20 protein-coding genes are annotated in these 20,572 nt (G+C 69.8%); 11 read left to right on the top strand and 9 right to left on the bottom strand.

Annotated elements, in window-relative coordinates; all coding sequences use genetic code 11:
- Positions 1 to 12 precede the first annotated feature (12 nt).
- The 4 genes from ACLM5J_RS13245 to ACLM5J_RS13230 are packed head-to-tail and all read left to right on the top strand — an operon-like array spanning position 13 to position 3,307.
- The gene (locus ACLM5J_RS13245) at positions 13 to 1,266 is read left to right on the top strand and encodes a magnesium transporter MgtE N-terminal domain-containing protein (protein ID WP_413656892.1); all 1,254 of its coding nucleotides are present in this window, start codon (positions 13 to 15) and stop codon (positions 1,264 to 1,266) included.
- On the top strand, positions 1,263 to 1,799 hold the full coding sequence (locus ACLM5J_RS13240) for a DUF1003 domain-containing protein (RefSeq protein WP_413656891.1): 537 nt from the start codon (positions 1,263 to 1,265) through the stop codon (positions 1,797 to 1,799). Before ACLM5J_RS13245 ends, ACLM5J_RS13240 begins: the two co-directional genes overlap by 4 nt.
- An 11-nt stretch (positions 1,800 to 1,810) precedes the next feature.
- A complete protein-coding gene (locus ACLM5J_RS13235; protein WP_413656890.1) occupies positions 1,811 to 2,974 on the top strand; it encodes an Mrp/NBP35 family ATP-binding protein in 1,164 nt (387 codons plus the stop codon).
- Positions 2,975 to 2,977: 3 nt separating this feature from the next.
- Positions 2,978 to 3,307 carry a sec-independent translocase gene (locus ACLM5J_RS13230; RefSeq protein WP_413656889.1) on the top strand — a complete coding sequence of 110 codons (330 nt, stop codon included), beginning with the start codon at positions 2,978 to 2,980 and terminating at the stop codon, positions 3,305 to 3,307.
- On the opposite strand, the gene ACLM5J_RS13225 is transcribed toward ACLM5J_RS13230, so the two are convergent.
- A complete protein-coding gene (locus ACLM5J_RS13225; protein ID WP_413656888.1) occupies positions 3,286 to 3,831 on the bottom strand; it encodes a hypothetical protein in 546 nt (181 codons plus the stop codon). The two genes, ACLM5J_RS13230 and ACLM5J_RS13225, sit on opposite strands and share 22 nt — an antisense overlap.
- A gap of 31 nt (positions 3,832 to 3,862) precedes the next feature.
- The gene (locus tag ACLM5J_RS13220; RefSeq protein WP_413656903.1) at positions 3,863 to 4,513 is read right to left on the bottom strand and encodes a uracil-DNA glycosylase; all 651 of its coding nucleotides are present in this window, start codon (positions 4,511 to 4,513) and stop codon (positions 3,863 to 3,865) included.
- Between the two features lie 141 nt (positions 4,514 to 4,654).
- Between ACLM5J_RS13220 and ACLM5J_RS13215 the strand changes: the two genes are divergently transcribed.
- Entirely contained in the window at positions 4,655 to 5,428 is a 774-nt protein-coding gene (locus ACLM5J_RS13215) for a dioxygenase (protein ID WP_413656887.1), read from the top strand.
- 156 nt (positions 5,429 to 5,584) lie between these two features.
- Here ACLM5J_RS13215 and ACLM5J_RS13210 read toward each other — a convergent pair whose 3' ends face one another.
- Both ACLM5J_RS13210 and ACLM5J_RS13205 read right to left on the bottom strand, forming a co-directional pair.
- On the bottom strand, positions 5,585 to 7,147 hold the full coding sequence (locus ACLM5J_RS13210) for a succinic semialdehyde dehydrogenase (RefSeq protein WP_413656886.1): 1,563 nt from the start codon (positions 7,145 to 7,147) through the stop codon (positions 5,585 to 5,587).
- Positions 7,144 to 8,772, bottom strand: a complete 1,629-nt coding sequence (locus tag ACLM5J_RS13205) for a GMC family oxidoreductase (protein WP_413656885.1) — start codon at positions 8,770 to 8,772, stop codon at positions 7,144 to 7,146. Before ACLM5J_RS13205 ends, ACLM5J_RS13210 begins: the two co-directional genes overlap by 4 nt.
- 129 nt (positions 8,773 to 8,901) lie before the next feature.
- On the opposite strand from ACLM5J_RS13205, the gene pdxY reads away from it, so the two are divergent.
- Complete coding sequence (gene pdxY / locus ACLM5J_RS13200; RefSeq protein ID WP_413656884.1) at positions 8,902 to 9,753, top strand: pyridoxal kinase PdxY; 852 nt, start codon at positions 8,902 to 8,904, stop codon at positions 9,751 to 9,753.
- A 2-nt stretch (positions 9,754 to 9,755) separates the two neighbouring features.
- Here pdxY and ACLM5J_RS13195 read toward each other — a convergent pair whose 3' ends face one another.
- Positions 9,756 to 10,676 carry a LysR family transcriptional regulator gene (locus ACLM5J_RS13195; RefSeq protein ID WP_413656883.1) on the bottom strand — a complete coding sequence of 307 codons (921 nt, stop codon included), beginning with the start codon at positions 10,674 to 10,676 and terminating at the stop codon, positions 9,756 to 9,758.
- 70 nt (positions 10,677 to 10,746) lie between these two features.
- On the opposite strand from ACLM5J_RS13195, the gene ACLM5J_RS13190 reads away from it, so the two are divergent.
- Positions 10,747 to 11,724, top strand: a complete 978-nt coding sequence (locus ACLM5J_RS13190) for a YeiH family protein (protein WP_413656882.1) — start codon at positions 10,747 to 10,749, stop codon at positions 11,722 to 11,724.
- A 2-nt stretch (positions 11,725 to 11,726) separates the two neighbouring features.
- Here the strand turns inward: ACLM5J_RS13190 and ACLM5J_RS13185 are convergent, their stop codons facing one another.
- Both ACLM5J_RS13185 and rlmC read right to left on the bottom strand, forming a co-directional pair.
- Positions 11,727 to 12,560, bottom strand: a complete 834-nt coding sequence (locus tag ACLM5J_RS13185) for a thioesterase family protein (protein ID WP_413656881.1) — start codon at positions 12,558 to 12,560, stop codon at positions 11,727 to 11,729.
- A 22-nt stretch (positions 12,561 to 12,582) separates the two neighbouring features.
- Entirely contained in the window at positions 12,583 to 13,704 is a 1,122-nt protein-coding gene (rlmC, locus tag ACLM5J_RS13180) for a 23S rRNA (uracil(747)-C(5))-methyltransferase RlmC (protein ID WP_413656880.1), read from the bottom strand.
- A 78-nt stretch (positions 13,705 to 13,782) separates the two neighbouring features.
- Between rlmC and ACLM5J_RS13175 the strand changes: the two genes are divergently transcribed.
- The 3 genes from ACLM5J_RS13175 (at position 13,783) to ACLM5J_RS13165 (ending at position 16,669) form a co-directional block, all read left to right on the top strand.
- Positions 13,783 to 14,940, top strand: a complete 1,158-nt coding sequence (locus tag ACLM5J_RS13175) for an acyl-CoA dehydrogenase family protein (protein WP_413656878.1) — start codon at positions 13,783 to 13,785, stop codon at positions 14,938 to 14,940.
- Between the two features lie 11 nt (positions 14,941 to 14,951).
- A complete protein-coding gene (locus ACLM5J_RS13170; protein WP_413656877.1) occupies positions 14,952 to 16,085 on the top strand; it encodes an acyl-CoA dehydrogenase family protein in 1,134 nt (377 codons plus the stop codon).
- A gap of 95 nt (positions 16,086 to 16,180) precedes the next feature.
- A complete protein-coding gene (locus ACLM5J_RS13165) occupies positions 16,181 to 16,669 on the top strand; it encodes a nucleoside deaminase (RefSeq protein ID WP_413656876.1) in 489 nt (162 codons plus the stop codon).
- Positions 16,670 to 16,691: 22 nt separating this feature from the next.
- Here ACLM5J_RS13165 and ACLM5J_RS13160 read toward each other — a convergent pair whose 3' ends face one another.
- Both ACLM5J_RS13160 and ACLM5J_RS13155 read right to left on the bottom strand, forming a co-directional pair.
- Positions 16,692 to 18,842 carry a DEAD/DEAH box helicase gene (locus tag ACLM5J_RS13160; RefSeq protein WP_413656875.1) on the bottom strand — a complete coding sequence of 717 codons (2,151 nt, stop codon included), beginning with the start codon at positions 18,840 to 18,842 and terminating at the stop codon, positions 16,692 to 16,694.
- A gap of 261 nt (positions 18,843 to 19,103) precedes the next feature.
- On the bottom strand, positions 19,104 to 19,703 hold the full coding sequence (locus ACLM5J_RS13155; protein ID WP_413656874.1) for a TetR/AcrR family transcriptional regulator: 600 nt from the start codon (positions 19,701 to 19,703) through the stop codon (positions 19,104 to 19,106).
- A gap of 75 nt (positions 19,704 to 19,778) precedes the next feature.
- On the opposite strand from ACLM5J_RS13155, the gene ACLM5J_RS13150 reads away from it, so the two are divergent.
- The gene (locus tag ACLM5J_RS13150) at positions 19,779 to 20,567 is read left to right on the top strand and encodes an SDR family NAD(P)-dependent oxidoreductase (protein ID WP_413656873.1); all 789 of its coding nucleotides are present in this window, start codon (positions 19,779 to 19,781) and stop codon (positions 20,565 to 20,567) included.
- Positions 20,568 to 20,572: the final 5 nt, after the last annotated feature.

The following is a 20,572-nucleotide window of genomic DNA, read 5'->3' as shown; positions in this document are numbered from 1 at the left end:
ACCTTGGTCGTTGTGAGCGCCACCCCTTCCCGCGTCTTCGTGGCCCGCCTGGTCGGGCTGCCGATCTTCGACCCCCAAGGCGACCAGGTCGGCAAGGTCCGCGACCTCGTCGTCTCGCTGTGGTCCGGCGCCAGCCAACCGCGGGTACTGGGCCTGGTCGCGGAGGTCTTCGGGCGCCGGCGGATCTTCGTGCCGATGACCCGCGTCACCCACATCGACAGCGGCCAGGTGTACACCACCGGCCTGCTCAACATGCGTCGCTTCGAGCAGCGCCCCACCGAAGCGTTGGTGATGGGCGAGCTCCTCGACCGCACGGTCGGCATCCGCGGCTCCGAAGTCCGCGGCACCATCTACGACGTCGCCATGGAACAGGCCCGCAGCCGGGACTGGGTGGTCAGCCGGGTCGCCATCGTCGAGCCCGGACGTGGCTTCCGGCGTCGCGGGCAGACCCACGTCGTGGAGTGGACCGAGGTCGAGGACCTCACCACCCGGCACGCCGACCAGGGCGCCACCCAACTGCTCGCCAAGATCAACGAGATGCGCCCCGCGGACGCCGCCAACCTGATCCAGGACCTGCCCAAGACCCGGCGCAGCGCCGTCGTCGCGGCCCTCGACGACGAGCGGCTCGCCGACGTCCTCGAAGAGCTGCCGGAGGAGGACCAGGTCGAGATCCTCGGCGACCTCGACTCCGAGCGCGCCGCCGACGTCCTGGAGGAGATGTCGCCCGACGACGCCGCCGACCTGATCGCGGAGCTCCCGCCGGAGACCGCCGCCGAACTATTGGACCTGATGGAGCCCGAGGACGCCGAGGACGTCAAGCGCCTGCTCTCCTACGCCGAGTCGACGGCGGGCGCGATGATGACAGTGGAGCCGGTGATCCTCTCCCCCGACGCCACCGTCGCCGACGCGCTGGCCCGGGTCCGCAATCCCGACCTGACCACGTCGCTCGCCGCGTTGGTCTACGTCTGCCGCGCGCCCCTCGAGCCGCCGACCGGGAAGCTGCTCGGCGTCGCGCATATCCAACGACTGCTCCGCGAACCGCCGTCCACCCTGGTGGCCGGTGCACTGGACGCCGACCTCGACCCGCTCCGCCCGGAGATGAGCATCGACCAGGTCGGCGCCCACCTGGCGCGCTACAACCTTGTCGCAGCCCCCGTCGTCGACCCCGATGGCCGCCTGTTGGGCGCCGTCACCGTCGACGACCTGCTCGACCACATGTTGCCGGACAACTGGCGCGAAGCCAGCCGCCTGGGAGGTGACGCGTGACCGAAGCCCGACGCCCTCGACTCGACGTACCCCGCGAGACCCGGCGCCCCCTGCTGCGGCGCCCCTCCTACGACTCCGAGACCATCGGCGTCTTCGCCGAGGAGTTCGCGCGGTTCATGGGTACCGCGAAGTTCCTGCTCTACATGACCCTTTTCGTGGTCGTCTGGGTGCTGTGGAACTGGCTCGTCCCCGACCAGGCCTGGGACCCGTACCCCTACATCTTCCTGACCCTGATGCTCAGCCTGCAGGCGTCCTATGCGGCACCGCTGATCCTGCTGGCACAGAACCGGCAGGAGATCCGGGACAAGGTGATCGCGCAGCAGGACCGCCAGGCCAACGCCCGGGCCCACGCCGACATGGAGTTCCTGGCCCGCGAGGTCGCCTCGCTCCGGATGGCGGTCGGCGAGGTCGCCACCCGTGACTTCGTCCGCTCCGAACTGCGCACCCTGCTCGCCGAACTCGACGAACGCGCCGCCAACGCCACCGATGAGACCGATCAGCCCGAATCGGGTGGATCACCCGCTACGACGTAGAGTTGCCGCTCATGAGCACCCCCACCCTCGAGCAGATCAACGCGGCCCTGGCCACGGTGAACGACCCGGAGATCAAGCGGCCCATCACCGAGCTCGGCATGGTCGACCGCGTTGAGATCGGCGCCGACGGTACGGTCGCGGTCACCGTGCTGCTGACGGTGGCCGGTTGTCCGCTCAAGGACACCATCAACCGCGACGTCACCGCCGCGGTCTCGCGGGTCCCCGGCGTCACCGGCGTCGACCTGCAGCTCGGCGTGATGAGCGACGAACAACGCTCCGCCATGCGCGACACCCTCCGCGGTGGCCAGGCGCAGCGCGAGATCACCTTCGCGCAGCCCGGCTCGCTGACCAAGGTCTACGCGGTTGCCTCCGGCAAGGGCGGCGTCGGCAAGTCGTCGGTCACCGTCAACCTCGCGCTGGCGCTGGCAGGCCAGGGCCTCAAGGTCGGCATCGTGGACGCCGACATCTACGGCCACTCGATCCCCGCCATGCTCGGCGTCGCCGACCAGCGGCCCACCCAGGTCGACGACCTGATCATGCCGGTGCCGACCGAGTCGGGCGTCTCGGTGATCTCGATCGGCATGCTCAAGCCGCGCCGTGACCAGGTGGTCGCCTGGCGCGGACCGATGCTGGACCGCGCCCTGGTCCAGATGCTCGCCGACGTCTACTGGGGCGACCTCGACGCCCTGGTCCTCGACCTCCCGCCGGGCACCGGCGACATGGCGATCTCGCTGGGCCAGCACCTGCCGAACGCCGAGTTCGTCGTTGTCACCACGCCGCAGGAGGCTGCCGCCGAGGTGGCCGAGCGCGCAGGAACGATGGCCTCGATGATGCACCAGCGGGTGATCGGCGTCGTGGAGAACATGAGCTACCTGCCCTGCCCGCACTGCGCCGAGGAGGGCAAGGAGCACCGCCTGGAGATCTTCGGCGTCGGCGGCGGCGCCCGGGTCGCGGAGACTCTCTCGCAGCGCTTCGGCTACGACGTCCCCGTGCTCGGCACCATCCCGATCGACGTCGCGCTCCGCGAGGGCGGCGACAAGGGTGCCCCGATCGTGACCAGCGCTCCCGAGAGCCCCGCCGGTGCGGAGTTCCTCAAGATCGCCTCGGCCATCTCCGGTCGCGGCCGTGGCCTGGCCGGCATGCAGCTCGGCCTGACCCCGTCCAACAGGTTCTGACCCATGTTCGGGGTCGGCCTGCCGGAGATGGCAGTCATCGCCGTGGTGGCCGTTCTGGTCTTCGGCCCTGACCGGCTGCCCGACCTCGCCCGACAGGCCGGCCGCTTGGCCCGCCAGCTGCGGACCATGGCCAACTCGGCCCGCGACGACCTGCGTTCCGAGTTGGGCCCGGAGTACGCCGACCTCGAACTGCGCGACCTCGACCCGCGCACCCTGGTCCGCAAGCACATCCTCGAAGCGATGGACGAGGAGGACGACGCCGAGCGGCCGGCCCGGAAGTCGCGCTCATTGGCTGCCAACGAGCTTCCGCCCTACGACGCCGAAGCCACCTGAGCCACGGCTGCGATCGCAGCGAACGGCACCAGCACCAGACGTCGGCCCTCAGCGGACGCGAGCTCCGCGAAATCCGCGCCGACCCGCCGCCACCCGCCGGTCAGCCGAGCGCCGTCCCGCAGCACCAGCTGGACCGGATCGCCGGAGTCGGCCATCCGGCGGAGGACGGAGCCCAGGCCGAGCTGCGCGGTCCGCGGCCAGGCGAGCTCGGCCACCGCATGCGAAGGGGCGCCGTCGCAGCTGAGCAGAGCCGCGGTGGGGATCACCCAGGCCCGTTGCGGCATCCGGAGCAGCAGCCAACTGCTGGCGACGGCGGAGAGTCGCCCTTGGACGGTGCCGAGCGCGACCACATCGAGCGTGACCTCGGAGCCGACCGCTGCCATCAGCCGGGCGTTGAGCGTGACGGTGCCGTACTCGGCCCGGGCCTGGTCGGCGATCTCCAGGGCCTGCTGGGCGCCGAATGCGGCGTCGGCCTCGGCGTTCAGGTCGTCGAGGAGCGCGAAGATCTGCTCGTCGGGGTTCACGCCCTCAGCGTCGCCGCGGCCCACGGTCACGTCAACCGAGACGCCAGTCGATCGGCGCGGTCCCCTGGGCCGCCAACGCCGCATTGACGGCGGAGAACGGCTTGGAACCGAAGAACCCCTTCCGTGCTGAGAGCGGCGACGGATGCGGAGAGGCGATCACCGCGACGTCGTTGAGCAGCGGCGCCAATCGCTGCGCCTTGGCGCCCCACAGAATCACCACCAGCGGGCCACCTCGCGCCGCGAGGGCGCCGATCGCCTGGTCGGTGATCGTCTCCCAACCCTTGCCACGGTGCGAGTCGGCAGCGCCCGTGCGCACTGTCAGTACCCGGTTGAGCAGCATCACGCCCTGATCCGCCCACGCCGACAGATCGCCGTCAGCGGCCGGCGGGATCGCCAGGTCGGCGTCGAGCTCGGCGTAGATGTTGACCAGGCTGCGCGGTACGGGGCGGACGTGGTCGGCGACGGAGAAGCTGAGTCCGACCGGATGGCCGGGGGTCGGGTAGGGGTCCTGGCCGACGATGACCACGCGGACCTCGCTCATCGGCCGGGCGAAGGCCCGCCAGATCTGATGACGCTCGGGAAGTATCTGGCGGCCGGCGGTAGCTTCGGCGTCCAGGAATCGGTAGAGCTGCTCGATCTGCCCGGCGACCGGGGCGAGCGCGTCGGCCCAGTCCGCGGCGATCAGGCCGGCTGCGCGGAGGTCGGCGAGCCGGGTGGCGGAGGACGCGGGCACGGAGGTGGAGGACACGGCGCACAGCCTAGGCGAGGGCACGGTGACGTAAATTACTTGAAGCATCAACTAAAACCGGAGTACGCTGACTCCATGACCACCACCATGCCCGCCCTCTACATCGGCCACGGCGCTCCTCCGCTGCTCGACGACCCGCTCTGGTCCGCCGAGTTGGCGGCTTGGGCTCAGCGTCTCCCCCGCCCCAAGGGAATCCTGATCGTCAGCGCGCACTGGGAGTCCGCCCCGATCAGCCTCACCGCTTCCCAGGTCCCCCTGGTCTACGACTTCGGCGGGTTCCCCGAGAAGTACTACAAGATGACCTACCAGACCCCGGACTCCACGGCGCTCGCCAAGCGGGTAGCGGCGACGCTGCCCGCCACCGAGCCGGTCCACCAGCACAGCAGCCGCGGCCTCGACCACGGCGCCTGGGTACCGCTGAAGATCATGTACCCGGCCGCCGACATCCCGGTCGTGCAGATGTCACTCCCCACCCAGGACCCGTACCGCCTGCTCGGCATCGGCCAGCGACTGCGCGCCCTGCGCGACGAAGGCATCCTGGTGATCGGCTCCGGCTTCCTGACCCACGGGCTGCCGTTCCTCAAGGAGTGGCGGATCGACGCCGCGGCCCCGGGCTGGTCGAAGGAGTTCGACGCCTGGGCCGGCGAAGCGTTGGCTCGCGGCGACGTCGACGAGCTCGCCCGGTTCAAGGAGCGCGCCCCCGGCATGCCGTACGCGCACCCCACCGTCGAGCACTACACACCGCTCTTCATCACCCTCGGCGTCGCCGCCAAGGCCGACGAGCCCGGCGATCAGGTGATCGACGGCTTCTGGATGGGCCTCTCGAAGCGCTCCCTCCAAGTCGCCTAGCCCGAACCGTCACTCGTTCGCGCCGAACCGTCACTGAGACGGGCCGAACCGTCACCTATATGCGTCGAACCGGCACATCTTGTGCCGGTTCGATGCTTTTGCCTGACTGTTCGGCGCGTATGCCTGACTGTTCGGCGCGTATGCCTGACTGTTCGGCTAGCGGATGCCGAGCTTGCGCATGATCGCGAGGCCCTTGATCTGCTCCTCGACGTTCTTCTCGAAAGGCTTGTCGTCGGGGACCTGCATGACCTGCTTCTTCAGGATGCCGACGTTCTGGCAGTCGGTGTACTTCAGCAGGCCCTGGTCGCCGTGGCGGGCGCCGACGCCGGACTGCTTCACGCCACCGGACGGCGTCCCCTTCGAGGCGTAGGCCGTCGCCAGGATGTCGTTGATGTTGACGTTGCCGGACTCGATCCGGCGCCCGACGGCGATCGCGTTGTTGAGGTCGCCGCCCCAGACGCTGGCGTTGAGGCCGTAGTCGGTGTCGTTGGCCAGCGCGATCGCCTCGTCCACCGTGGCGTACCGGTGCAGCGCGACGACCGGACCGAAGGTCTCCGTGTGGCCGGCCAACATCTCCTTGGTGACGCCCTCCAGGATGGTCGGCTCGAAGAACGCCGGGCCGAGGTCCGGGCGCTCCTTGCCGCCGGTGACGACGGTGGCGCCCTTCTCCAGGGCGTCCGCGACGTGCGCGGCGACCCGGTCCTTGTGCTCGGGGCTGATCAGCGAGCCCGTGTTGGGCCCGAAGTCGTAGGCGGCCCCGACCACCAGCTTCTCGGTGGCGGCCTTGAACCGCGCCTTGAACTCGTCGTAGATCGAGTCGTGGATGTACATCCGCTCGATGTGCATGCAGATCTGCCCGGTGTTGCCGAAGGCGCCGAAGAGCGCGCCCTTGACCGTGTCGTCCAGGTTCGCGTCCGGCAGCACGATCATCGGGTTCTTGCCGCCCAGCTCGAGGCAGGCACCGATCAGGTTGCGCCCGGCCCGCTCGCCGATCACTCGACCGGTGTTGGTGGAGCCGGTGAACATCACGTAGTTAGCGTTGTCGATCAGGGTCGGGCCGACGTCCGGGCCTTCGCCGCAGACCACCTGGAAGAGACCCTTGGGCAGGCCTGCCTTCTCCAGCAGCTCGACGCCGTAGAGCGGCGAGAGCGCCGTCTTGTTGTCCGGCTTCACGACGACCGCGTTGCCGGCGATCAGCGCCGGGATGGCGTCCGAGATACCGGTGGCGAACGGGAAGTTCCACGGCGCGATGATGCCGATCACGCCCTTGGGCTGGCGCACCTCCAGGGAGGAGGAGACCACCGGCACCGGGCCGGCGTGCTTCTTCGGCGCGAGCACCTTCTTGGCCCGCTTCAGGTAGTAGCCGGTGACCATCGGGACATCGAGGGTCTCCTCGAACGCCATCCGACGCGCCTTGCCCGACTCGGCCTGGATCAGGTCGACGATGGTCTCGTTGTGCTTGAGCACCAGTGCGTGGAACTTCTTGAAGACCCCGAGCCGCTTGGCCACCGACCACTGCGACCACTCGCGCTGCGCGGCGCGGGCAGCGGCGAAGGCGCCCTCGATGTCGGACGGCGTCGACTGCGGCAGCTCGACGAGCACCTCGCCGGTGTACACCTCGGTCAGCTTCCAGGTGTTGCCGGTGGAGCCCGGGACGCGGGAGACCAGCCGGTTCAGGAACTCCGGCGTCACCGACGCCGGGCGGACCAGCGCGCTCACGCGCCGAGGCCTTCCAGGATGATGGTGCCGGCCTTCTCGCCGATCATCATCGACGGCGCGTTGGTGTTACCGCCGATGATCGACGGCATGATCGAGGCGTCGGCGACCCGGAGGCCCTCGATGCCGCGGACCCGCAGCTCGGGGTCGACCACGGCGCGCTCGTCGACACCCATCCGACAGGAGCCGACCGGGTGGTAGACGGTGCTGACCCGCTTGACGACCTCGTCGCGCAGACGCTGGCCGGAGTAGGCCGGACCCGGCTCGTACTCCTCCTTGACGTGCTTGGCGATCGCCGCGTTCGACATGATCGAGCGCAGGATGTCGACGCCCTCGACGAGGACGTTGAGGTCGTCGGGCTCAGCGAGCAGCTGCGGGTCGATCACCGGCGCGGCCAGCGGGTCCGCGCTGGCCAGGCGGACGGTGCCGCGCGAGCGCGGCCGGATCAGGGTCGCGAAGACCGAGAGCGAGGGGCGCTTGTCCGGGGTGAGCCGGACCGGCTCGTCCTGGAAGGGCGGGTAGGACCACGGGATCGCGAAGAGCTGAAGGTCCGGGGTGCCGTCGGAGAGCGAGGTGTGCAGGAAGGCGCCGGCCTCGAAGACGGAGTGGGCCAGGAAGTTGCTGCCGGGCTTGATCCGGTCCTTGAGGATGCCCTTACCGAAGTACATCGCGGTGCTGCGGTGCGGCGAGTTGTCGACCGCGTAGGTCAGCGGGACGAAGAGGTGGTCGTGCAGGTTGTCGCCGACCGGGAGGTCCTCGACGACGGCGATCCCCTTCTCCTGCAGGTGATCGGCGGGGCCGATACCCGAGAGCATCAGGATCTGCGGCGAGCCGAAGGCACCGGCCGAGAGGATGACCTCCTTGCGGGCGCGGATGATCCGTCGCTCGCCCTTCTTCTCGATCACCTCGACGCCGACGGCGCGGCCGTTCTCGATCACGACGCGCGAGACGGTGCCGCGCATCTGCACCTCGAGGGTGGGCAGGTCGGCCTCGGTCAGGTAGCCGCGGGAGGTGGAGTACCGGATCGCGTTGCCGGTGTTCTCCTGGATGACGTGCATGCCGAACTGGTCTTCACCGTTGTAGTCCGGGTTCAGCGGGACACCGAGCTCGTCGACACCGGCGGCGATGAAACTCTTGGCGGCGTCACAGATGTCGGGGTTCTCCAGCACCTTGATCGGGCCGCCCTTGCCGCGCAGCTCGCTGTCGGGGCCAGCCCAGTCCTCCATCGCCCGGTAGGACTTGGCGACATCCTCGTAGCCCCACCCCTTGTTGCCCTCGGCTTCCCAGGAGTCGAAGTTCTCCTTGTTGCCACGGACGTAGATCATGCCGTTGACCGAGCCGGAGCCACCCATCACCTTGCCGCGGGTCGCCGGCAGTCGGCGGCCGTTCACGTGCTCCTGCGGCGTGGTGTAGTAGCCCCAGTCGAACCGCTTCTTCAGGCTCGGGTCACTGTGGATCATGGTGATCATGCCGGGGCGCTTGAACATGATCGACTTGTCGCTGCCGCCAGCCTCGATCAGGATCACCTGCTCGCCAGCGCCGGCCAGCTTTCCGGCAACCGCACAACCTGCGGAACCGGCCCCGACCACGACGTAGTCGGCCACCGTGGAATAGGACTTCTTGGCCATCCCGTGCACACCTCTTCGACTCCCTGGGTGTGGCACAGCCCACACCGCCCACGCAACTGTAACGCGTTCTACTTTTGGCGACAATACATACCGACCGACGGTATGTCAGCGGGATGCGAGACTAGGCCGGTGAAGATCCTCTCCATCCAGTCCTCGGTCGCCTATGGCCACGTCGGCAACTCCGCCGCCGTCTTTCCGCTCCAGCGCCTCGGCCACGAGGTCTGGCCGGTTTTCACGGTGCACTTCTCCAACCACACCGGCTACGGAGCCTGGCGCGGACCGCTGCTCGCGGCCGACGACGTCCGTGACGTGATCACCGGGATCGAGGAGCGCGGCGCGCTGGCCGAGGTCGACGTCGTGCTCTCCGGCTACCAGGGCGGCGAGGCGATCGGCGACGTCATCCTCGACGCCGTGGCGCGGGTGAAAGCCGCCAACCCGAACGCGATCTACGCCTGCGACCCGGTGATGGGCAACGCCAAGAGCGGCTGCTTCGTCCACCCGGCGATCCCGGTCCTGCTCCGTGAGCGGGTGGTCCCCGCGGCCGACATCATCACTCCGAACCAGTTCGAGCTCGGCTTCCTCACCGACCGGGAGCCGCAGACCCTCGCCGAGATCCTGGACGCCGCCGACGCCGCCCGCGCGATGGGACCGAGCACCGTCCTGGTCACCAGCGTCGAGCAGGCCGACCGTCCGGCGGACACCGTCGAGATGCTCGCCGTCACCCCCGACGGCGCCTGGATCGTGCAGACCCCGCTGCTACCGATGAAGGCCAACGGCTCCGGCGACGTCACCGCCGCCCTCTTCACCGCGCACTACCGCTCCAGCGGCGACGCCGGCGACGCCCTGGCCCGCACCGTCTCCAGCATCTTCGACCTGCTCAGCAACACCCTCGAGGCCGGCTCCCGCGAGCTGCTGCTCGTCGAGTCCCAGGAGGCCTACGCGCACCCGCGGATGCAGTTCCAGGTCCGCCAGGTCCGCTGAGCTCAGTCGCGACGTTGGCGCAGCGCGGTCGTGGAGTCGACCCCGCTCGCCGACGTCGCGATCCGGAGCAGTTCCCGGGCGGGGCCGGTGAGCCGTTGCCCGCGCGGCCAGACCGCCCGTAGCGGTCGGCGCAGATCGAGTTCGGTCCGGACCGCCACCAACTCGCCCCGCTCCAGATAGCTCTTCACCGCCAGCGCGGAGAGCACGGCCGGCCCGACCCCGGCCAGCGCGGCACCGACCAGGGTCTGGGTGGAGCTGGCCTCCAGCGCCACCTCGGGGACGGCCCGCAACGCCCGCTCGAAGGTGCTGCGCGTTCCGCTTCCCGGCTCGCGGAGCACGTAGGACTCCTCCAGGAGCTGCTCGCGCGGGATCGGGTAGCTGCGCCGCGCCCACGGATGACTCGGTTCGACGACGACCACGATCGAGTCGTAGCCGATCACGGCCTGACTCAGCCCCTGCGGCCGCTCGGCGTCCTCGATGAAGCCGAGTGCGACCGCGCCACTGGCCAGCAACTCCAGCACCGCCTCACTGTTGACCACTTGGAGGTGTGGGCGGACGCCGGGCGCGGCGACCTTGAGCCCGCTCATCCAACGCGGCAACAGGAACTCGGCGATGGTCAGGCTGGCGGCGACGGCCAGGTCGCCACGTTGCGCCGCCGTCATCGCACGGAGTCCGGACTCCATCGCCTCGACCTCGCGCAGCACCTTGCGCGCCCAACCGACGACGGCGTCGCCCTCCGGGGTCAGCCGGGTCCCGCGCGGCGTCCGGACGGCGACCGAGATCTGCCAGCGCGCCTCGAACTCACGGAGTCGGGCGCTACCGGCCGGCTGGGAGATGCCGAGCCGGGTGGCGGCCGCGTTGATGCTGCCGAGATCCCCGATCGCAGCCAGTAGCCGGAGCGTCTCCAGATCCACGCCAGTCATAAACGCAGCTTATAAGCTGCGGCGATCTTCGTCTCTACTCCGGCGCGACGGATCCGGCCAGAGTGGAGCTATGACCAGCACGCTCCTCCCCCACACCCCCACACCCACCCGCCGCCTGCCCGCCGTCTGGGCGCCGCTCGCCGCAGCGGGTGCGTCGGTGCTGGCCGCGCAGGTGGTGCCGTTCGTCGGCGCCCTGATGTGGGGACTGATCGTGGGCGCGCTCATCGCCAACCTCGGCCGCGGCAAGGCCGCCCTGGACCGCCAGGCCGCCGCCTCCAAGCCGCTGATCCGGATCGGGGTGGCGCTGCTCGGGCTGCAGCTCTCGTTCTCCGCCCTGGCCGACGTCGGCCTTGGTGCGGTCCTGATCATCATCGCCACCGTCGTGGCCACCTTCACCACCACGCTCTGGCTCGGCCCCAGACTGGGCGTCGACCACGACCTGACCTCGCTGATCGCAGCTGGCTTCTCGATCTGTGGTGCCGCCGCGATCGCCGCCTCCCAGGACGCCGTGCAGGCCAGCCGGCGCAGCATCGCCGCCGCCGTCGCCCTGGTCACCGTCTTCGGCACCGCGACCATGCTGGCGATCCCGGTCCTCGCCGACCTGCTCCATCTCACCGAGACCGAGGCCGGGATCTGGGCCGGCGCCAGCATCCACGAGATCGCACAGGTGATCGCCTCGGCGTCGCTGATCGGGGCAGCTGCGGCGCCGATCGCGATCGCCATTAAACTCGGCCGGGTGATCGGACTGGCCCCGATTGTGCTGACGCTGTCGCGTCGTCACGGCTCCGCCGACGCACCCGGCGTGCCCTGGTTCGTGGTCGGGTTCGTCGCCGCCTGCCTGGTCGGCTCGACCGGGCTGCTCCCCGCCGCGGTGGTCGACATCGCCAGCGTCGCCGCCACCGTGCTGCTCGCCGCCGGGATGTACGGCCTCGGGCTGGGACTCACCGGACGCGAGCTGGCCGGGATCGGCCCTCGGGCGTTGGTACTCGGCGCCGTCGCCACCCTCGTCGCCCTCGGCGTTCCCCTGCTGTTGCTAGCGATCCTGTGAGGCTAGCGGCGGGCCTCCACCAACAGGCTCTGTGAGATCCGCCCGATCGGGCCGACCACATCGTGCAGCAACGCCTGGCTGAGCCCGACGCCGTCAGGCCCGACCGCCGTCTCCGCCTCCAGCCCGAACCACTCGCCACTCGGCGGCCGGAAGAGGTGGACGGTCATTTCGGTGTTCAAGAAGGTGTGGCTGCGCGGGTCGAGGCGAGCACCGATCCCGTTGGCGACGTCGGCGATGGTGAGCGCCGCAGCCAGCGGAGAGGTCTCCTCACCGGCCACCAGCGGCATGGTCAGATTGAGCCAGACCGTGTTCGGCTCCCCCGGCGCCAGGCGCAGCCCCTCGGCGGCACGCCAGCGCAACGTCGGCACGAAGCCGGCCATCTGCCAGACCGCAGGCAGGATCTCAGAACCGAGGACGTCGTGCTCCGGCATCACCGGGTGCGGGAACGGGTCGTTGACCACGGCGCTCGTGTCCTGGGTGGCGAGCCGCCAGGCCTGGGCGCGGGCGACCGCCCGCCAACTGCCATCGACCGGAGCCTCCAGCTCGGCGGCGAGCAGCTCGATCCGGCGGCCGGGACGGAGCGTGGTGGCCCGGACCCGGAGTTCCCCGAGCGGAACAGCCCCCAGCAGGTCGACGGTGACCCGGGAGAGCCGTGACTCCTCGCGGGCGCCGTGCTGCTCCAGTGCCCGGGTCAACAGCCCGGCCACCGGACCGCCGTGCTGCATCTCCGCGCCCCACGGGCTCGCCGTGTGCTCGGTCGCGGTGAAGCTCTCCACCGAGGCACCGTCGACGGTCTCGGCACCGTGGAACAGGAAGTAGGCCGGGGTCGCGCTCATGGCCCTACCCTCCCATCGGGCCTCAGCCGCGACGGAGCAGGGTGAGCACTTCGTAGTGCGCGGTGTGCGGGAACATGTCGAGCAGGACCGCCTTGACCGGACGCAGGCTCGGCATCGCAGCCAGGTCACGGGCCAAGGTGACGGCGTTGCACGAGGAGTAGAGGACGGCGTCGGCCACACTGGTCTCCAACCAGGCCGCCAGTTCCGGGCCGATGCCGCGGCGCGGCGGGTTGACCACGACCAACTCCGGGGCTGCGGGTTGCGCGAGTGCCCAGGCCGTTGCGTCACCGGCTTCGAAGGTCGCCACCGAGCCCAACTCGGTCGCCGTGGTGATCGCGCTCTGCACCGCCTCGGCGCTGATCTCGACACCGTGCATCACGCGCCCCGGTGCCGCACAGTGCAAGGCGAAACCGCCCACCCCGCAGTAGAGGTCCCAGGCCGAGGACGGCGCCAGATCGTCAACCCAGGAACGAGCCTGACGGTAGAGCGCGGCTGCGATCTCGGTGTTGGTCTGGAAGAAGCTCTGCGGACGCAACTGCAACCGCACCCCGTCGAGCTCCATCGGCAGCGTCTCCACCTCGGTGAGCAGGATCTCGCGCTCACCCTCCAGGATCGCCTTGTGCTCGGGCTGGATGTTCAGCGATGCGACCCGCAGCTGCGGCAACTGCGCCTGCAGCCACGGCAGGTGCTTCTTGATCCGGGCCAACGGCTCGGTGGAGCGGAGCACCCAGCGCACCATCAACTCGCCCGTCGGGGAGACGGTGACCAGCAGATACTTCAGTTCGCCGCGCCGCGCCATCAGGTCGTAGGGGGCCAACGCCGCGCGGGTGATGAACTCGGTGAGCGGCGCGAACGCGGCGGCCAACGCGGCCGGGTAGAGCGGGCAGTCACTGAGGTCGACGCCGTGGCCCGCGCCGTCCAGGATGCCGAGCACGGGCGCCTCGATCGAGCCGGAGACGACCAGCTTCGCCTTGTTCCGGAACCCCGCCTCCCGGCTCCTCACCGGCTCCAGCCAGCTCAACTCGGGCCACGGCGCCAGCAGTTCGCGGACGCCGCGCTCCTTCGCCGTCACCTGGTCGGCGACGGGCTGCTCCAGCCAGTTGCAGGAACGGCAACGTCCGGCCGCGAAGTGGTGACAATCCATGACACTCAAGGCTAACGAACCCTGTTGCGGCGCTGCTCGCTGCGCCATGATGAGGCCAATCGAGACGAGAGGTGGCCCATGCGACTGCAGTTGTCAGACGCCGATGCGCAGTTCCGCCAGGAGCTGCGCACCTTCTTCACCACACAGATCCCCGAGGAGATCCGCGACACCGTCGCGGCCCGGCGTGAGTTGACCAAGGAACAGTTCGTCACCAGCCAACGGATCCTCAACGCCCACGGCTATGCGGTCCCGCATTGGCCCGTCGAGTGGGGTGGCCGCAACTGGACCGAGCTCCAGCGCCACCTGTGGCACGAGGAGATGCAACGCGCGAACGTTCCCGCACCGCTGGCGTTCAACGCCTCGATGGTGGGTCCGGTGATCGCTGCGTTCGGCTCCCAGGAGATCAAGGAACGGTTCCTGCCCGCCACCGCGAACCTGGACATCTGGTGGTCCCAGGGCTTCTCCGAGCCGGACGCCGGCTCCGACCTCGCCTCGCTGCGCACCACCGCGGTCCGCGACGGCGACCACTTCGTCGTCAACGGCCAGAAGACCTGGACCACGCTCGGCCAGCACGGCGACTGGATCTTCTGCCTGGTCCGGACCGACCCCGAGGCCCGCAAGCAGGCCGGCATCTCCTTCCTGCTGATCGACATGACCACGCCGGGGCTCGAAGTGCGGCCGATCGAGCTGATCGACGGCGGCCACGAGGTCAACGAGGTCTGGTTCACCGACGTCCGGGTCCCGGCCGAGAACCTGGTCGGCGAGCTCAACAAGGGGTGGGACTACGCGAAGTTCCTGCTCGGCAACGAGCGGGTCGGCGTGGCTCCGGTGGGCGCCTCCAAGCGGGTTCTCGGCGCCGCCAAGGAGTGGGCGCGGGAGGTCGGCCAACTCGACAACCCGTTGGTCGCCGCCCGGTTCGCCGAGCTGGAGAACGACCTGCTCGCGCTGGAACTGACCGCCGTCCGGGTCGCGGCCAACTCAGCCGACGGCAAGCCGCATCCGGCGTCGTCGGTCTTGAAGCTGCGCGGCACCGAGCTGCAACAGGCCGTCAGCGAGCTGGCCGTCGACCTCGCCGGCCCGGCCGGGCTCTCCTCGTTCGCCGGCGAGCTCTCCGAGCACCCGGACTGGGCGCGGGTCTCCACCCCGGTCTACCTCAACCTGCGCAAGGCGTCGATCTACGGCGGATCGAACGAGATCCAGCGCCAGATCATCGCCCGCACGATCCTCGGACTCTGAGAGGCGAATCGATGGACTTCACACACGACGACGAACAGAACGCGCTGCGCGAGGCGGTCCGCGGCCTCCTGACCAAGAACTACAGCGACTACGAGAACCGACGCCGTACGGTGTCCACCGACCTCGGCTACGACGCAAGGCTCTGGGGCCAGCTCGCCGAGATGGGCATCCTCGGCCTCCCCTTCGCCGAGACCGACGGCGGCACCGGCGCCGGACCGATCGAGGTGGCGCTGGTCGCCGAGGAGATCGGCCGGGTGCTGGCACCCGAACCGTTCATCCCGGCCGTGGTCCTGGCCGGCGGCCTGATCGCCGAGCTCGGCACCCCCGAACAGCGCGCCGAGCACCTCGGCGCACTCAGCGAAGGCACCTCGGTCCCGGCCTTCGCGCACACCGAGGCCGGCACCCGCTGGACGGCGAGCGCCACCGCCGTGCACGCCACCGCTGACGGCGATGCGTGGCGGTTGGACGGCGTCAAGGAGCCTGTTCCGTATGGCGACAGCGCCGATCTGCTGGTGGTCTCGGCCGCCCTCGACGGCGGTACCGGACTCTTCCTGGTCGACGGCGGCGCCGACGGCGTGAGCCGTGCCGGGTTCGCGGTCCTCGACGGCAGCAAGGCGGCCCGGATCGAGTTCCGCGGCGCGAGCGCCACCCGTCTCGGCTCCGGCGACGCCACCGTCGCGATCGAGGCGGCGGCCGACCGGGCCCGGGTGATCGCCGGGAACCAGGCGGTCGGTGTGATGGAGGCGGCGCTCGGCCTGACCGCCGGCTACCTGACCAGCCGCAAGCAGTTCGGCGTCACGCTCAACAACTTCCAGGCGCTGACCTTCCGCGCTGCGGACATGTACGTCGCACTGGAGCTGGCCAGGAGCATGGTGGCCTGGGCGACGATGGTGCTCGCCGAGCAGCCTGAGGGGCTGAGCAGGGCCGCGACCCGGGCCGGGCTTCAGGTCTCCCGTGCCGGGCGGATGGTCGGCCAGTCCGCGATCCAGTTGCACGGCGGGATCGGGATGACGGCCGAGTACGCGATCGGTGCGCACACCGCGACGTTGACCTCACTTGAACAGCAGCACGGCATGGCCGACGACCACCTGTCCCGACTGGCCGCCACGGTCGGCGACTACGAAGAGGTGGACCCACTCAACTGAGCTGATGATCCGCTGGCAGTTCGCCGTCCAGGGGCACCTCCGCACCCGGTGCGGGCCCGAACTGCCAGTGGATCCGTCTCGTCTACCCTGGCGATATGAGCACCGAAGTGACCCCCACCGACCGTGAGTTCCTTATCCGCTGCGTGGAGCTCGCCCAGCAGGCGATCGACCTCGGCGACGAGCCGTTCGGTTCGCTGCTGGTCAACGAGGCCGGCGAGGTGCTGTTCGAGGACCACAACCGGGTCAGCGGCGGCGACGCCACCCAGCACCCGGAGTTCGCGATCGCTCGTTGGGCGGCGGAGAACCTCTCCCCCACCGAGCGCGCCGTCGCCACCGTCTACACCTCGGGCGAGCACTGCCCGATGTGCTCGGCAGCGCACGCGTGGGTCGGCCTGGGCCGGATCGTCTTCGCCAGCAGCTCGGCGCAGCTCTCCGCCTGGTTGACCGAGTGGGGCGTACCCGCGGCACCGGTGGCGGCACTGCCGATCAACGCCATCGCCCCCACCATTGAGGTGGCCGGCCCGGTCGATGACCTGGCCGAGCAGATGCGGAAGCTGCAGAGCCTCCGCTTCACCACCGGCTGAGCACCTCTGCGGCGCTCGCAGATCAGACCTTCGCGAGCGTCGCGGCCCGCTCGGCGAGCGCATCCGCGAGCAGCCCGGCCAGCGCCTCGACCTGGATGTCGGCGGAGTCGACGATCTCCTCGTCGGAGCCGTCCAGAGCGCGAGCGGCCAACGAGGCCTTGGAGTCGATCAGCTGAGCGATCCGGGCGTCGATGGTCTGCGCGGCGATCAACCGCCAGGCAGTGACCGGCTCGGTCTGACCGATCCGGTGCACCCGGTCGATCGCCTGGGTCTGCTCGGCGTTGGTCCAGGAGAGCTCCGCCAACACCACGTTGGAGGAGACCTGCAGGTTCAGGCCGACGCCGGCAGCGGTCAGCGAGCAGACGATGATCGCGACCTCGGGGTCGTTGACGAACGCGTCGATCTGGTTCTGGCGCGCCGTCGCGGACTGGTCGCCGCGGACCGTCGCGTAGCGCAGACCGCGCTGGGTGAAGTACTCCTGCGCCGCGTCCATGACGTCGATGTGCTTGGCGAAGAAGACCACCTTGCCGGCGCTGTGCGCCAGCTGGGCCGCATAGTCGGCAGCCATCGTGACCTTGGCCTGGCCGATCCGGCGGACCATCGAGAAGACGTTCTGGCCACCCGTCGAGTCGTTCGCGTCCGACACCTCCCAGCTCGCCACCCGGCGGACCAGATCGAGGTCGATGACGCGGGGGTCGAACTCCTCCTCGTGCTTGGCGGCACGGGTGGAGAGCGCGGCGTCGTAGCGCTGCATGAGGCGGGTCGCCAGCTCGCGCTCGGCGTCGCGGATGGAGCGACCGAGCGCCCCTTCCAGCTCGACCGGCAGGTCGGCCACCCGGCGGGCCGGGATGTCGGCGGCGACGTCGACCTTGCGACGGCGCACGATGCCCATCTCCACCACCGCGGAACGTGCGGCGGGGTAGAAGGCGTGGTCGATCGGGGTGAGGCCGGTCCGTTCCAGGGCCGCCATCAGCTCGCGGTTCGGCGTCTTCACGTCGATCCAGCCGAGGTACTCCCAGATCGCCCGGAAGTCGTCGATGTCGTTGATCAGCGGGGTACCGGTCAGCGCCATCAGCAGCGGGTTGCCCGCCCGGCGACGGATCCGTTCAGCCAGGTCGAGGACGTTGCGCGAGCGCTGCGACTTCCGGTTCTTGATGAAGTGCGCCTCGTCGACCACCATGCCGCGGAAACCGTGCTTGCCCATCCAACCGACGTGTCGGTCCAGCACCTCGTAGTTGATCACCACGATGTCGGCGAACCCGTCCATCGCGGCGCCGTCACCGTTGATCACGGTCACTTTGCGGGTGGGGGTCCAGGCCTGCGCCTCGCGGGCCCAGTTGGTCTTGACGACGTTCGGGACGACACAGAGCAGCGGGTAGGCGCCGGCCGCTTCGGCGGCGAGCAACGCCTGCGCGGTCTTACCCAGACCGGGCTCGTCGGCGAGCAGGAACGTGCGATGCCCCTGCGCCGCAGCGGTGATCACCTCGGCCTGGTGGAGCATCAGCTCGCGGCCGGTGTTGGTGACGGTCTTGATCGGCTCCGGCAGCGCCATCGAGGACTTCGCCCCCGGCTTCGCCTGCTCGAAGGAGTTGAGCAGCGGCTCGATCAGCTCCCAGCCGATCAGCCGACGTTCGGTGGGCATCTCCACCGGCGGCAGGTACTCGGGCTTCTGGAACGGATGCGACAACTGTGCGGCAATGACGCTGGGCGGGGTCACCTGGCGTTCGTGGCGGGCCACGGCCTCCGGGTCCTCCGCGGCGGGCTCCGGCTCCGGAGCGGGCTGCATGCCGCCGGCGATCTGCATCTCCCGCATCAGCCGCTTCGCCGAGTCGGAGATCTCGGCCTCGTCGGCGAGCAGGTGGAAGAACTGCGGCTCACGCGCCGCCGTCTGGGCCAGGATCGTGGCGATCCCGTCGAGCCGCTTGAGTTGGCTGTCGCGCTGCGCGTCGGTCAGCGTCGCGGCTTTGACCCGCTGGCGCTCGTCGCGCGCCAAGAGGGCGATCACCTGGAACTTGGCGTGCGTTCCGGTCGAGATCTGTCGACGTTGAACGTCGTGCTCGACCTCGCGGACTGCTTTGGCCAGAACCGGGATGATGCCCTCGTTGTCACGGGGACGACGTTGCCCGCGCTGACCGTTCTGGTTTCCCGAACGGCCCTGACGTCGTGATGCCAAATCGATTCTCCTCGAGGCTCCCACGTCAGGTATGTGCGAGCCGACGGGGCTTGAGAACCCCTAGGACGGAACTTGGGCCGGGCATTGCGAAAAGGAAGCCACTGCAACGGCTGGCGATCGCGATGACCGGACGGCGGGGGGCTGCCCACACGCAGACCAGGCCCGGCCGATGGCGCCATCTTACACCCCGGCCCCTCTACCACCTGCGTTTCGGGGCGGTTCGCCGCGGAAACCCCGGTCGGCCGGAGGGCGAGGACGGCGCTAGGATATCCAGCGACTGAGCCGCTCGAAAGTCTCGGTGGCCAACTCGCTCAGTCGTGCGCCCGCGGGGGCTCCGTCCGCCGCCCAGCGTTCCAGGGTGATCCGGATCGCCGCGGTGGCCGCCTCGGCGAGCAGGGGCGCCGCCAACGGATCCCTGCCGTCGAGGTGGACGGCGAGGATCGGCTCGAGATCGCGCGCCGAGTCACCATTGACCTTGTCCCAGACCCGGCGCAGGTCGTCGTCCTCGAGCATGGTCAGGATCAGGCCACGGGTGAGCTCTTGGCCGGGCCCCGGGCCTTCGATCACCGCGAGTGCCTGCGCGACGACGTCGGTGATCGCCGGGCGCAGGTCGGCGCCGGGGGCGATCTGACTGAGGCGGGCCTGCCAATCCTCGGCACCGACCTCGAGCAGCGGGATCACGGCGTCCTGCTTCACCCGGACATGGCGGTAGAAGGTCCGCAGCGAGACGCCGGCGACCTGCGCGATCTCCTCCGCCCCGGTCCCGGCGACACCTTTGCGGGAGAAGAGCTCCGCGGCCGCCCGCGCGATCTCCAGGCGGGTCGCGTTTCTGCGGCGGGCGACGAGTCCGGCACTGTCCATGACCGGCAATCTACTGCCGCAGGAGATGGCACGATGTGCCACACTGGCATGAAACGCCAAAACTGGGAGGATGAGATGAACCGCTACACCGACCGACGAGTCCTGATCACGGGTGCTGGATCGGGCATCGGCCAGGCCACCACGCTGCGCGTCCTCGCGGAGGGCGCGTGGGTAGCCGCCGCCGACATCTCCGCGACAGGCCTGGCCGACACGCTCGCCAAGGCCGGCCCGCTCGCCGAGCGGATCACGCCCGTGACCATGGACGTGGCCGACGAGCAGTCGGTGATCGACGGCGTCGCCCGGGCCCAGGCAGCCTTGGGCGGGCTGGACGCGGTGGTCAACGCGGCCGGGATCCTCCGCTCGTCGCACACCGTGACCACCTCGGTCGCCGATTTCGAGCGAGTTCTCCGGGTCAACCTGGTCGGCACCTTCGTGGTGATCCGCGAGTCGATCGGCGCGCTGCGCGAGGGCGACGGTCCCGCCGTCGTGAACTTCAGCTCGACCTCGGCACAGTTCGCCCACCCGTACATGGCCGCCTATGCCGCCAGCAAGGGCGGCATCCAGTCGATGACGCACGCCCTCGCTGCCGAGTTCGGCGGAGCTGGCATCCGCTTCAACAGCGTGCAGCCGGGCGGCATCGCGACCGGGATGACCACCGGCGAGACGACCAGTGAGGCGAACGCCGGGCCCGGCCTCCCCGAGGACGCCGACTACCGGCTCTTCGCCAAGATGAGCCCCGCGCTGGGCGACGGCAGCTTCGCCACCCCGGACGCCGTCGCTGCCGTGGTGGCGATGTTGGCCAGCAAGGACGCCTACTTCGTCACCGGCACCGAAGTGCGGGTGGACGGCGGCGCCCACTTCTGAGGAGG

Origin of the sequence: Nocardioides sp. Bht2, from assembly GCF_047308515.1 — a bacterium.
Lineage (GTDB): Bacteria > Actinomycetota > Actinomycetes > Propionibacteriales > Nocardioidaceae > Nocardioides.
Note: the sequence above shows the minus strand (reverse complement) of the source record. Positions and strands in the feature narration are given on the sequence as shown.